This is a genomic window from Phyllobacterium pellucidum (assembly GCF_013327855.1).
In the GTDB taxonomy this organism is placed as follows: domain Bacteria; phylum Pseudomonadota; class Alphaproteobacteria; order Rhizobiales; family Rhizobiaceae; genus Phyllobacterium; species Phyllobacterium pellucidum.
Genome location: NZ_JABUMX010000002.1, coordinates 967,101 through 979,715, shown reverse-complemented (window position 1 = coordinate 979,715; position 12,615 = coordinate 967,101). Strand labels below are relative to the sequence as shown.

The window sequence follows — 12,615 nt, the reverse complement described above, 5'->3', positions numbered from 1 at the left end:
TTGTTCTTCCGATTATCGCCGGGTCGCAGCGAGAGATTTGTTAAGGCGGGTAACGACCTGGATGAGGCCCATACAGACCCAGGTAATGGCGAAGGCAATCACGGATAGCGCGGCCGGCTCATAGGCACGGTTGGCGCCGAGCAATTGCAGGAACGGGCCGAATGCGGGCCGGTTGAGCAGCGCCGCCATGGTGAACTCGCCGATGACGATGGCGAAGGTCAGGAATGCACCCGAAAGCACGGCGACAAGCACATTCGGCAGAATAATGCTCGACATGATGATGATCCGGCTTGCGCCGAGACTTTCGGCGGCTTCCGTCATGGTCCGTATATCGATGGCGCCAAGGCCCGTGTCGACAGCACGGTACATATAGGGCAGCGCCAATGTGGTATAGCCGAGGCAAAGCAGGATGTTGGTTCCCATCGCAGATCCGGTCAGAGGCAAGATCGACGAGGTATTATAAAGGCGAATATAGCCGAAGACGATAACGATTGCGGGAATGACCAGCGGCAACAGGGTGATGAACTCGATGAACGGACGCAACCCCGGTAGTCGCAGCCGTACCCAATAGGCGGTCGGAACGACCAGGACTACGCCGACGATGATCGTCGCGATGGCCATGACCACGGAATAACCGAAGGTTGCCTGAAAGCCCGGATCGCTCAAGACGACCCAGTAGGCGTCAAGCGAATAGGTACCGCGCCGCATCCGCAGCGAAAACTCGAGAAGGCCGATCAGCGGCAGTGTGAAATAGAGGATGCCGAAGGCGAGCGCGAGCCAGGACCAGAAGCGATTCGTCTTCATTTGAGCCACCGTTCGCTGCGGGCACGCATCCAGATATAGACGCCGTTGGAAATGCCGGTGATGACGATCATGCCGAAGGCGAGCGCGTAGCCGAGCTGCGGGTCCTGCAGGACGTCGCCGCGAATCTGCGCATAAAGGACGATAGGCACGATGCTGAGCGAAGACCCGGTCAGCGCATAGGCGGTGGCGATTGCTCCAAACGAATTGGCAAACAGCAGCAGGATCGTGCCCAGCAATGCCGGCCAGAGAATCGGAAAGGCAACCATTCGCCAATACTGGTTCTTCGTCGCGCCGAGAATGAGCGCAGCTTCCCGCCATTCCCGCTTCAATCCGTCAAGCGCCGGCGTGATGATGAGGACCATCAGCGGGATCTGGAAATACAGATACGTTATCGTCAGGCCCCAGAAGCTCAGCAAGTTGAAGCCGTGGGCGTAGAGGTTAAAGCCGAAGATGTTCAACAAAAGATAGGTAACAAGCCCGGTGCGCCCCAATGTGAACAGGAAAGCGTAGGCGAGCGGAACGCCGGCAAAATTCGATGCGACGCCGGAGAAGGTCATCAACGGTGCGCGTATCCATGCAGGCAGACCGCCCAGGACGACGGCGGCGGCGATGGCGAAGCCAATTCCCGCGCCAAGAAGGGCAGAGGCCAGCGAAATCTTGATCGAGATCCAGTAGGCATTGAGGATCGACGGCTGGAAGAGGTTGGCGATATTGGCAAAAGTCAGTTTGCCTTGCGGATCCTGGAATGCGCCTGCGACGAGAAAGACGGTCGGCAGGACCAGGAACAGGAGCGCGAAGATCATGAACGGCATGACGCCGAGCCAATCGAGCGAAAGCCGCTTTTTCTCGGCCGCCGCGACGGGAAGTGTAGGACCTGGTTCTGAGATTGCACTCATGGAGTGTTCGAGACCGCTTCTTGGGTTCCAATTCCTGGTGCAGGATACCAGCACAGGATGAGCCGACAATCGCTTTCAGATAAGCCCGCGTGTGCAACCTAGCACAACGCGTTGCTCAATGCAGGAATCCCCGCGGATTGCTCCGCGGGGATCGCTGAATGCGGCTTACTGGACGTTGGCGCCGACGACCTTGTCCCAACCCTTGGTGATGACTTCCTTGGCGGCAGCCTGTTCATCGAGCGTTGGGAAGAATGCCTTCTCGTAGGCTGCTGCTGGTGGAAGCTTGTCGAGAAGTTCCTTCGGGACCTTGTTGTTTTTTACCAGATCCTGGAAACGGGCCGGGTGACAATAGCCCTTGAGGTAGCCAATCTGGCCTTCGTCGGAATAGAGGTATTCCATCCAGAGCTTGGCAGCATTCGGGTGTGGTGCGTAGGCGCTGATGGCCTGCACGTAAACGCCGGCCAGAACGCCGGACGGCGGAACGACGACTTCAACCGGCGGGTTGCCCTTGAGGGTGTCACGGCCAGCAAGAGCATTGTAGTCCCAGCTTATGATGATCGGGGTTGCACCCTGCGCGAGCGTGCCGGACTTGCCGATGACCGGAACGAAATTGCCAGCCTTGTTGAGTTCGGCAAAGTACTTCAGGCCGGCTTCGCCGCCTGCGGCGCCGGGCTTGGCGCCTGTCGACGCGCCGGCAGCCGATACGGCGAGGATCGCCTGGTTCGAGGCGCGCGGATCACCGGCCAGCGCAACGCTGTTGGCATATTCCGGCTTGAGCAGGTCGGCCCAATCCTTCGGGACGTTCTTGACGATATCGGTGTTTACCTGCAGCGACATGACGCCATAATAGTCGCCGAACCAATGGCCGTCGGCGTCCTTCAGTTCGGCCGGGATCGAATCCCAGGTCGATACCTTGTAAGGCATCGTCAGGCCGTCTTTCTTGGCATCCGGACCGAACGAAAGACCGACGTCGATGACGTCAGGAGCCTGCGGACCCTTGTTGTCCTTGTTCGCCTTGATGGCTTCGACTTCGTCCTTCGAACCGGCATCCGGATTGAGTTCGTTGACTTCGAGGCCGTACTTGGCTTTGAAGCCGGCGATGATGTCACCATATCCGCACCAGTCGTGCGGCAAGGCGATCGTCGTCAACGTGCCTTCCTTCTTGGCCGCGGCGACCAGTTCGGCCGGTGCTTCGGCGAACGAAATCGTCGTACCCGCGAACAGCACAGCCGTCGACAGCGCGAGCAATCGTTTGGAATAATCGATCATTTGGTAAACCCCTTTTGCGATACGTCATTGGCTCTTTTGGACGTTCTGCTCCCCGATAAAGGTCTCTCATGTCAGTTGGATGACAGACCGATGACAAGCTGGTGAACGTCTTCTCCCTGAGCGGGTACGCTGGAGTGAACCACTTTTTTCGTGGCTTAGCAATTAATACGAAAGGTACATCTTACGCATTAGTTCGAGTAGCTTAGCTGACCCGGAAATGGCGAGGGGAACCCTCAGGCGATATGCGCCGACTAAATAGTTATTCCGTTCAGTGGCCGCCGCCGCCCCCGGGCGCTGGTGCGCCGGGTTTGCGCATGAGAATGGCAAAAACCGCGAGCGAGGCAAAGAGCAGCGTCAGGATGTAGAAAACATCCATGAACGACAGCAGCGACGCTTGTTGATGCACCATCCCCGAGACCTTGCTCAGCGCCGTTGTCGGGCCGTCGAGGCCGTTGGCCGCAAACTTCCTGGTCATGCTGTCGATGAGGTCCTGCGCTTCAGGATTACCCCAGCGAACGTTCTCCGAAAGCTGCGCATAGTGTAATGCGCCACGGTCCGTGAGAATTGTGTTGATAACCGCAAGCCCTACCGCACCGCCGAGATTACGCGTCAGGTTGAAAAGTCCCGAAGCATTCTTCAATCGCGACGGTGGCAATGTGCCGAGCGCCAGATTGTTGATCGGCACCATGCACAGCATCAGCGAGCAGCCACGCAGGATCTGTGGAATGAGAAGCTCGTAGAAATCCCAGTCGGCGGTGAGATGCGTCATGGTCCAGGTGCCGGCGGCAAAGCCAAGGAAGCCGATCATGATCATGATGCGCGGATCCATGCGGCCGGAAAGGAAGCCGGCAATCGGTGCCGTCAGGAACATGGAAAGGCCGCTGACAAACAGTGCCTCGCCGATCATGAGCGCGTCGTAGCCGCGAATGCGGCCAAGATAGACCGGATAAATATAGGTCAAGCCATAGAGTCCGATCCCTAGGACGAATGAGAATGCCGACCCGAACGCGAAGTTCAGGTTCTTGAAGGCGAAAAGGTCGACGATCGGCTGTTCGGCGGTAAAGGCGCGATAGAAGAAGGTGACGGCGCCGATCACGAGCACGATGCTGCAATAGAAGATCGTCGTGTCCTGCAGCCAGTCATTGCGCGGGCCTTCCTCCAGAACGTATTCGAGCGAACCGAGGAACGCTGCCATGCCGGCAAGCCCCCACCAGTCGAACTTGCTGAGCAGCGAGCGATCGCCCTTGTCGAAGTCGATGAGGTTCCAGGTGGCGACGGCGACCAGAATGCCCGGTATGACGTTGACGAGGAAGAGCCAGTGCCAGGAGAAAGCGTTGCTCAAATAGCCGCCGACTGTCGGCCCGATTGTCGGCGCGAGCGTGGCGACGAGACCGATCATCGGCGAAACGATGGAGCGCTTGGAGGGCGGGAAGATGGTAAAGGCCGCAGCAAAAACGCTGGGGATCATGCCGCCGCCGATAAAGCCCTGAATCGCGCGGTAGATGATCATCTGGTCGATGTTCGTCGCCGTCGCACAAAGAATGCTGGCGAGCGTGAAGCCTGCGGCCGATGCCGAAAAGAGGACACGTGTCGAAAGCAGCCGTCCGAGGAACCCGGACAGCGGAATCATGATGACTTCGGCGATGAGGTAGGACGTCTGCACCCAGGAGATTTCATCGGAACTGGCGCTGAGGCCGGCCTGGATTTCGGCCAGGGAGGCCGAGACGATCTGAATGTCGAGAATCGCCATGAACATGCCAAAGACCATGGCGAGGAAGGCGATCGCCTTCTTCGGATCGATATGTTCGTCAGGAACCGCAGGTGCTGCGGGCCCTCCGATGGCTGCGGCTTTTGACATGATTCTCGGCCTATCCGGCTATGAGCTCGGCGTCGTGCGGGTATCGACGTCGACGACAACGCTCAAACCAGCCTGGAGCTTGCCGCTGGCAAGCACGTCGGCGGGCAAGGCGATACGGACGGGTACGCGCTGGACGACCTTGGTGAAGTTGCCGGTCGCGTTTTCAGGCGGAAGCAGCGAGAAGACGGCGCCGGAAGCGGGCGCCACGGAGGCAACGGTGCCTTCGAAGGTCTCGCCCGACAGCGCGTCGACACGTACATGCACCTTCTGCCCGACTTCGATATCCTTGAGCTGCGTTTCCTTATAGTTTGCATCGATATAGAGCGCGTTCACCGGAACGAGGGCGGCGAGGCGCTGACCCGAGCTGACGAGATCGCCCTTCTTGGCGGCAAGATTGCCGACGACGCCATCCACGGGCGCGCGGATGATGGTGAAGCCCAGGTCACGAGCCGCCTTGTCCTTGGCGAGTTGCAGCGAGGCGATCGCGCTTTGAGCTTCCTTATACTGGGCGTCGAGCACGCCGATATTGGCGTTTGCCGTGGCAATCTGCGCATCGGACGAAGCGATGTTTGCCTTTGCTTGGTCGAGAGCTGCCGTCGCGTCGTCGAGCTGCGACTGCGATGCAAAGCTCGTTGCATGAAGCTGCTTGGCGCGAACCGAACTATTCTGCGCATTGGTCAGCACAGCCTGGGCGGCAAGCTTGCCAGCCTGGGCCTGCTGCAGCGAAGCCCTGGCGGCTTCCGTCTGCGCCTTGATACGGTCTAGAGAAAGTCTTTGCGTTTCGATCTGCGCCTCGGCCTGCTTCTCGGCAATCGTATAGTCGCCATTGTCGAGCGTGATCAGCGGGTCGCCCGCCTTAACGCGCTGGTTGGCAACGACATTGATCGTGTCGATATAGCCCATGACCTTCGGGGCAATGGCGGTGATATCGCCCTGAACGTAGGCGTCGTCAGTGGAAACCATGAAACGGCCCGTCGTCCACCATTCGTGGCCGTACCAAACGCCTGCGCACAGGGCAGCGACAACCACGACCGGCAGGATCAAGCGCTTCTTCGAACGCTTCTTCGGCGCTGCCGGCGCTGCCGCGGCAATGTCGGCTTGCGGCGCTTCGACCTTCGCCGGAGCCTCTACCTTGGCGGCAGGAGCCGGGGCCGGAAACTGACGGATATCAGCTTCATTCTTTGCTTTGGACGCTGGCATTGAAAGGCTCTTTCTTATGGAATTCACTCTGAAAAGTGATTGAACCAATCGGTTCGATCATTGACATAGCGCAAATGGAGGCGCATATCAAGTGGATCGAACCGACTGGTTCGAAAAAGAATCGGAAATAAGGAAAATACTTTCATATGTCGTCTACCAAGCCATACGTCGTGAAGGCGCACCCCCTTTCGGATGCCGAGTTCATGACCGATGGGGACCGTCCGGGTCGTCTTGCAGCGGGCCAGGATCCGGCCAAGCGTCAGCAGATCCTCGAGGGGGCAAACCGCATTTTCTCGCAGATGGGTTTTGATGCGGCCAGCATGAATGACATCACGCGTGAGGCCGGCGTTTCTAAGGGCACGATCTACGTTTACTTCGACAGCAAGGAAGAGCTCTTCATGGAGCTCTGCAATCACTATCGCGAAGTGCTGTTTGCCGACATCTACCATGCGCTGGAAAGCGAAGGCGATCTGCGCGACGCTCTGATCGAGTTCGGCACTGCTCTGGCGACGGTCGTAACCTCTGATGTCGTCATCCGCGCGCAGCGTGTCGTCATCGGCGTTGCCGAGCGCATGCCGTCAATGAGCCGCGATTTCTACGAAAGGGGTCCGCGGCGTGGCCAAGCTCTTATGCGGGCGCTGATCGACAAGCATGTCGCCGCCGGAACCCTCGACATCGAGGACACCGAGCTTGCAACCTATCAGCTGGCTGACCTTTTCATGTCAGGCCTTTTCAAGAAGCGCATATTCGGCTGCATGGCGACGCCTCCGTCGCCCGCGCTTATCCGCAAGACCGTGACATCCGGCGTGGATATTTGGCTGAAGGCCTACAAACGCTGATTGTAGAAGGCGATTAGGCCGCCGCGCAGTTGGCGCAAACGCCGCGTATTTCAATCGTGGTTTTCGACTGCCTGAAGCCGTTTTCGCTTGTCCACTCGCGCACGCGTCCCGTGATCACTTCATCGGAAAATTCAGATACCTGACCGCATTTCTCGCAGATGGCAAAGGCGGTCATGCCATGGCTGTGGCTGTGGTTGTGCGGATGCGAGCAAGCAACGAAGGCATTGATGCTTTCGAGCCGGTGGATCATGCCGTAGTCGAGTAATTTGTCGAGGGCGCGATAGACCTGGAGCGGGGCGCGGAAACCCTCGCCGCGCAGCTGGTCGAGTATCGTGTAAGCGCTGAGAGGCCCCTCGGCGCGAGCCAGGGCATTGAAAACCAGCGCCTGGTTCTTGGTCAGCTCTTGCGTCGATGTCATTGCCGAAAATGCTCCTTGATCATCAGTAGCAGATAGTCAGTCTTTGGCCTTGGTGCCAGTGGATACACGATTTTCAGCGGTTCTCAAATTCGCCATTGTTGACTAATGTAATAACATCACATATCGATTTGGAAAAGCCCGCGCACTGGCGGCACCTTCAGCGAACGCAGTAGAAACAATGCCCGTACCCTGCCTGACCTTTCGCGACCTTACGCTCGGCTATCACCGGCACCCGGCCGTGCATCATTTGAATGGAAGCGTTCGCCGCGGCTCGCTTACAGCTGTCGTTGGGCTGAACGGGTCGGGCAAATCCACGCTGATGAAGGGGATTGTCGGTGTTTTAAAGCCGATGTCGGGGTCCTGTACGGTCGAGAAGGGGACGCGCATTGCATACCTGCCGCAGCAGTCCGAACTCGACCGCTCATTCCCTGCGCGGGTTGTCGATCTCGTCTCGCTTGGCCTTTGGCCGAAGCGCGGACTGCTTGGACGCATCACGGCTGAAGACAAGGAAAGAGTGTCCAAGGCCCTGATGAGCGTCGGGCTCGAAGGCTTCGAACTGCGCCCGATCGATACACTTTCCGGCGGACAGTTGCAGCGTGCGCTATTTGCCAGGGTCCTGCTGCAGGATGCCGATCTTATCCTGCTAGATGAGCCTTTCAATGCGATCGACACGAAAACCGTCAGCGACCTGATCGAACTTATCAAGCGCTGGCACGGCGAGAATCGCACGATCATGGTCGTCGTCCATGATCTCGACCTTGTGCGAGAGCATTTTCCCGAAACGCTGCTCCTTGCGCGAAAACCCATCGCCTGGGGCGCATCGCGTGAGACGCTGCGGCCGGAAAATCTCCTGCATGCGCGCCAATTTCACGAGGCGTGGGAAGAGGGCGCGCCCTGGTGCGAGGACGATGACGCCCATGTGGTGGCGCACCACCACGACGATGGTCATCACCATCACGCGCATCACGATCACGAGCACCATCATCACGGGCAGCGCGATCATGTATGATTTCTTTATTGCGCCGTTCGCCGACTACAGCTTCATGCAGCGCGCCTTGCTTGGCTCGGTCGCACTTGCCCTCGGTTCCTGCCCGGTCGGTGTATTCCTGATGTTACGGCGCATGAGCCTGACCGGCGATGCGATGGCGCATGCCATCCTGCCTGGCGCCGCGGTCGGCTTTCTCCTTTACGGGCTGCAAATCGTGCCGATGACGATTGGAGGTCTTGTGGCCGGCGTCATCGTCGCGCTCGGCGCCGGCGCCGTCTCGCGCTTCACCATCCAGAAGGAGGACGCGTCGATGGCGGCCTTCTATCTGATTTCACTGGCGCTCGGGGTCCTGATCGTCTCGTTGCGCGGCTCGAATGTCGATTTGATGAATGTTCTCTTCGGAACGGTGCTCGCACTCAACAATGAGGCGCTGAGCCTGATCGGGATAATCTCCGCCATCAGCGTCGTCACGCTCGCCATTTTCTGGCGCGGCCTTGTCGCCGAATGTCTCGATCCGCTCTTCCTGCGCTCGGTAAGCCGCATCGGCACGCCGGTGCATTTCATTTTCCTCGCCCTGGTTGTCATCAACCTCGTCGGCGGCTTCCAGGCGCTCGGCACCTTGCTCGCCGTCGGCCTGATGATGCTGCCAGCCGCCGCTGCCCGTTTCTGGACGTCGCGCGTCGGACCCATGTGCGGTCTTGCCATCGTCATCGGCTGCATTTCATGCGCCGGCGGGCTTTTGATTTCCTATCATTTTGCCGTGCCTTCGGGGCCCGCCATCATTCTATCGGCCGGCACGATCTATCTGAGTTCGATCGTCATCGGCACGCGTGGCGTCATCAATAGCCGCCTGCGTCCTCACCGCCACAGAACCGCCTAGCAAACCAGGAATGGAACCCATGAAAAAAGCCTTCAAACTTGCCGCAACTGTGAATGTTATACTATTACTGAGCGGGGCCTACTCGACCGCATTTGCGGATCCGCTCAAGGTGGTCTCCAGCTTCACGGTGATTTCGGACTTCGCCAAGAATGTCGGCGGCGACAAGATCAAGCTGACGACCCTCGTCGGCCCGGACGGCGATGCGCATGTCTATGAACCGAAGCCCGCTGATGCCGCGGCGGTCGCCAGCGCCGATGTGGTGCTGGTGAATGGCCTGCATTTCGAAGGCTTTCTGCCGCGTCTCGTTGAGGCGAGCGCCACAAAGGCGCCGATCATTGAGTTGAGCAAGGGCGTCGAGCCGATCAAGAGCGCCGAGGACGAACACCATTATGAAGCGGCCAGCGGCACGCAGCACGAAGAACATGAGGCGTTCGATCCACATGCGTTTCAATCGATCAGCAATGCCAAGATTTATGTGAAGAATATCGTCGATGCCTTCTGCACGGCCGACGCTGCAAATTGCGACACTTATAAAAGCAACGCGGCCGCCTATACGGCAAAGCTCGACGCCACCGAAACCGAGGTCAAGGCGGCAATCGCCTCTATCCCGGAGTCCAAGCGTCTGGTCATCACGTCACATGATGCCTTCGGCTATTTCCAGCACGAATATGGGCTGACCTTCCTCGCGCCTGAGGGGATATCGACGGATTCGGAGGCCTCTGCTGCCGATATTGTCGCCCTGATCAAGCAGATCAAGGAAGATAAGGCCTCGGCGATTTTCGTTGAGAACATCACCAATCCGCGCCTCATCGAGCAGATCGCCAGCGAAACAAAGCTCAAGGTCGGCGGAACGCTCTATTCGGATGCCCTGTCAAAGCCGGACGAGGGTGCCAGCACCTACATCGACATGATGCACCACAATATCGAGACGTTCAAAAAGGCCATCCTCGGCAGTTGATGGCAACTGAGCGGTCCGGAAGACGTCCGGACCACGGCTTTCGTCAGATGAAGGCTGCGGTCTGGGCCGGCGAAATGCGGACCTTGCCGATATTGCGTCCCTCCATCTCGACGATCTCGAATTCGAGGTCGTCGACGGTGAGTTTCTCGCCCGCTGCGGGAATGTGACCCATATTCCACAGGATATAGCCCGCAAGCGTCGTGTAGCGGTCGCCATCGTCGACCAGGTCGCGATCGATCAGGCCGCCAAGGCGGCGAATGTCGATATAGCCGTCAACGACCATGCTGCCGTCCTCGGCGCGCTCGATGACCGGACTATCCTCGCCCTCCTCGGGGAAATCGCCGGCGATCGCCTCAAGAACGTCGGTAGGCGTGACGATGCCCTCGAACGAACCATGCTCATCGAGTACCACGCCCATCTGCACGTAAGAGCCGCGCAACTGTTCCATAACGCGCAGCACATTGGCGTTTTCGTGGAAGATCAGCGGCTGGCGCGTCACTTTCTCCCAATCGATTTTGCCGCCGTCAAGTATGGCAAACAGCAGGTCCTTGGTCAGCGCAACACCGACAAATTCATCGACGCGTCCGCGCGCCAGCACGACGCGGCTGTGGGACAGGGTGCGGATTTCGGCAAGGAGTTCCTCGTTGGTCTCGTCGAGATCGAGCCATTCGACTTCATTGCGGGGCGACATGATCGAGCGCACCGGTCGTTCGACGAGGTCGAGCACGCCGCGTATCATTTCCTTCTCTTCCGGATGGAAAACGTCGCTTGCGGCGCTGTGCTCGGCTATGACATCGAGCGTATCGGAATGCGGCGCCTCCGCGCCGCGTCCGCCGCCGAGAAGGCGCAGCACGGCGCCGGCGGTGCGGTCGCGCAGGTCCATCGTGGTGACGTGTTTCTCGCGGTTGTGGCGTCCAAGCTGGTTGGCCGCTTCGACGAGGACCGAGAAGCCGATCGCCGCGTAGAGATAGCCCTTCGGAATGTGGAATCCGAAGCCTTCGACGATGAGGCTGAAGCCGATCATCATCAGGAAGCCGAGACAGAGGATAACGACCGTAGGGTGGCGATTGACGAAATTCATGAGCGGCTTTGCCGCCAGCATCATCACGCCGACGGCGATGACGACCGCGATCATCATGACTTCGAGATACTTCACCATGCCGACAGCGGTGATGACGCTATCGAGGGAGAACACAGCATCAAGAACCACGATCTGGGCGATGACCTGCCAGAACACCGCGTTGGCGGCATTCGTTTCCTTGGCGGAAAGATGCCCTTCAAGGCGCTCGTGCAGTTCCATCGTGCCCTTGAACAGGAGGAACACGCCGCCGATGATGAGGATAATGTCGCGCCCGGAGAACCCGAAGCCTGCCACGCTGAACAGCGGGGTCGTGAGCTTCACCACCCAGGAAATCGAGGCAAGCAGCAGCAGGCGCATGATCAGCGCCAGCGAAAGGCCAAGAATGCGCGCGCGATTGCGCTGGTGCGCAGGCAGCTTGTCGGCAAGAATCGCAATGAAGACGAGATTGTCGATGCCGAGAACGATCTCGAGCACGATCAGGGTCAGGAGTCCTATCCAGGCATTGGGATCGGCAATCCAGTCAAGGGTCCATTCCATTGGAACGTCAGGTCCTTTCGAAGAAAATAATCAGCGTACAGCGCGGCGGGCGGATGCGCCGACGCGTGACAACGCGATGCCACAGCGGGAGCCGCGGGCGTGGGGGAAAACGGAATAAATAGCGCAATAGGAGTGTAGTCGCTGACGCTGCGCATGCAGAGTCAGCATGCTTCGCAAGTCCGGACTTGGAGGCTCTTCAGATTGATCGTCCGGCATCGATGCGCGGTCAGTCCCTGTTTGACTGGCTGTCAAAGTGAAAATTGCGTGTGCCAGATCGGCCTATAATGGCAGCCGCAAGGTTCGAGTTCAAGGGGTAGCTGGGTGTTTTGGCTACCCGGCAAACCCGCCGGCATCGAGAAAGGTCTGTTCTTCCTCGGTCATTGTGCGGCCGAGAATGGCGTTGCGATGCGGAAAGCGGCCGAAGCGCTGGATGATATCGTAGTGGTCATGGGCGTATTCGACATTGGCAGGCGAGCCGCCGCTGCAAAGTTCCACACACCGCCTCTGATCGTCGAGGTCTTCGGAATGCATGAAGGGCAGATAGAAGAAGGCGCGCAAGGGATTTTCGATGGAGATGTCGTGACCCTGTTCGAGGGCGCGGTGGGCATACATGCGGGCCAGCGAGTCCGTAGCATACATATGGCCGGTATTGCGAAAGAAATTGCGGGGAAACTGATCGAGCAGCACCATCAGTGCCAAGGCTCCGTGGGGAGTATCGACCCAGTGTTCATATTCGCGGCGCGCCGCGACATAGTGGTCGTCGAGAAACTGCGCGCGGCACAGTTCATCGAATGCCTCGTCCTTGGTCCACCATTTTTCCTCTCCGGCCTCGCGCCAGAAATCGACAATGGCTGTGATCTTCGCATCGTCCGTGTCAGGCATGATGA

General features: G+C 58.8%; 12 protein-coding genes. 4 read left to right on the top strand and 8 right to left on the bottom strand.

Translation table 11 applies throughout. The features are described 5' to 3' along the window. Positions 1–12: 12 nt before the first annotated feature. The 5 genes from HQ945_RS12765 to HQ945_RS12745 all read right to left on the bottom strand — a co-directional run bounded on the left by HQ945_RS12765 (position 13) and on the right by HQ945_RS12745 (position 6,027). Entirely contained in the window at positions 13–804 is a 792-nt protein-coding gene (locus HQ945_RS12765) for an ABC transporter permease (RefSeq protein ID WP_174208135.1), read from the bottom strand. Then, the gene (locus HQ945_RS12760; protein ID WP_027229536.1) at positions 801–1,700 is read right to left on the bottom strand and encodes an ABC transporter permease; all 900 of its coding nucleotides are present in this window, start codon (positions 1,698–1,700) and stop codon (positions 801–803) included. The genes HQ945_RS12765 and HQ945_RS12760 overlap by 4 nt, the downstream gene beginning before the upstream one ends. Positions 1,701–1,865: 165 nt before the next feature. Next, positions 1,866–2,969, bottom strand: a complete 1,104-nt coding sequence (locus tag HQ945_RS12755; protein ID WP_027229537.1) for an ABC transporter substrate-binding protein — start codon at positions 2,967–2,969, stop codon at positions 1,866–1,868. Positions 2,970–3,237: 268 nt separating this feature from the next. Continuing rightward, positions 3,238–4,827 carry a DHA2 family efflux MFS transporter permease subunit gene (locus HQ945_RS12750; RefSeq protein WP_036812877.1) on the bottom strand — a complete coding sequence of 530 codons (1,590 nt, stop codon included), beginning with the start codon at positions 4,825–4,827 and terminating at the stop codon, positions 3,238–3,240. An 18-nt stretch (positions 4,828–4,845) separates the two neighbouring features. Continuing rightward, entirely contained in the window at positions 4,846–6,027 is a 1,182-nt protein-coding gene (locus HQ945_RS12745; protein WP_113280868.1) for an HlyD family secretion protein, read from the bottom strand. A gap of 146 nt (positions 6,028–6,173) precedes the next feature. On the opposite strand from HQ945_RS12745, the gene HQ945_RS12740 reads away from it, so the two are divergent. Next, complete coding sequence (locus HQ945_RS12740) at positions 6,174–6,866, top strand: TetR/AcrR family transcriptional regulator (RefSeq protein ID WP_091944045.1); 693 nt, start codon at positions 6,174–6,176, stop codon at positions 6,864–6,866. Between the two features lie 13 nt (positions 6,867–6,879). Here the strand turns inward: HQ945_RS12740 and HQ945_RS12735 are convergent, their stop codons facing one another. Then, the gene (locus HQ945_RS12735; protein ID WP_091944048.1) at positions 6,880–7,284 is read right to left on the bottom strand and encodes a Fur family transcriptional regulator; all 405 of its coding nucleotides are present in this window, start codon (positions 7,282–7,284) and stop codon (positions 6,880–6,882) included. Positions 7,285–7,462: 178 nt separating this feature from the next. On the opposite strand from HQ945_RS12735, the gene aztA reads away from it, so the two are divergent. Genes aztA through aztC form a run of 3 tightly spaced genes read left to right on the top strand, consistent with a single transcriptional unit; the run spans position 7,463 to position 10,110 of the window. Beyond that, positions 7,463–8,293: a zinc ABC transporter ATP-binding protein AztA gene (gene aztA, locus HQ945_RS12730; RefSeq protein ID WP_174208134.1), complete on the top strand. Its 831-nt coding sequence runs from the start codon at positions 7,463–7,465 to the stop codon at positions 8,291–8,293. After that, on the top strand, positions 8,286–9,152 hold the full coding sequence (gene aztB, locus HQ945_RS12725) for a zinc ABC transporter permease AztB (RefSeq protein ID WP_027229543.1): 867 nt from the start codon (positions 8,286–8,288) through the stop codon (positions 9,150–9,152). The genes aztA and aztB overlap by 8 nt, the downstream gene beginning before the upstream one ends. 19 nt (positions 9,153–9,171) lie before the next feature. Continuing rightward, on the top strand, positions 9,172–10,110 hold the full coding sequence (gene aztC / locus HQ945_RS12720) for a zinc ABC transporter substrate-binding protein AztC (protein ID WP_113280866.1): 939 nt from the start codon (positions 9,172–9,174) through the stop codon (positions 10,108–10,110). Between the two features lie 43 nt (positions 10,111–10,153). Here aztC and HQ945_RS12715 read toward each other — a convergent pair whose 3' ends face one another. Together HQ945_RS12715 and HQ945_RS12710 are read right to left on the bottom strand one after the other, a co-directional pair. Continuing rightward, positions 10,154–11,728 (bottom strand): TerC family protein, encoded by a 1,575-nt coding sequence (locus HQ945_RS12715; protein ID WP_113280865.1) that lies wholly within the window; start codon positions 11,726–11,728, stop codon positions 10,154–10,156. 330 nt (positions 11,729–12,058) lie between these two features. Then, on the bottom strand, positions 12,059–12,610 hold the full coding sequence (locus HQ945_RS12710; protein WP_027229546.1) for a DUF924 family protein: 552 nt from the start codon (positions 12,608–12,610) through the stop codon (positions 12,059–12,061). Positions 12,611–12,615: the final 5 nt, after the last annotated feature.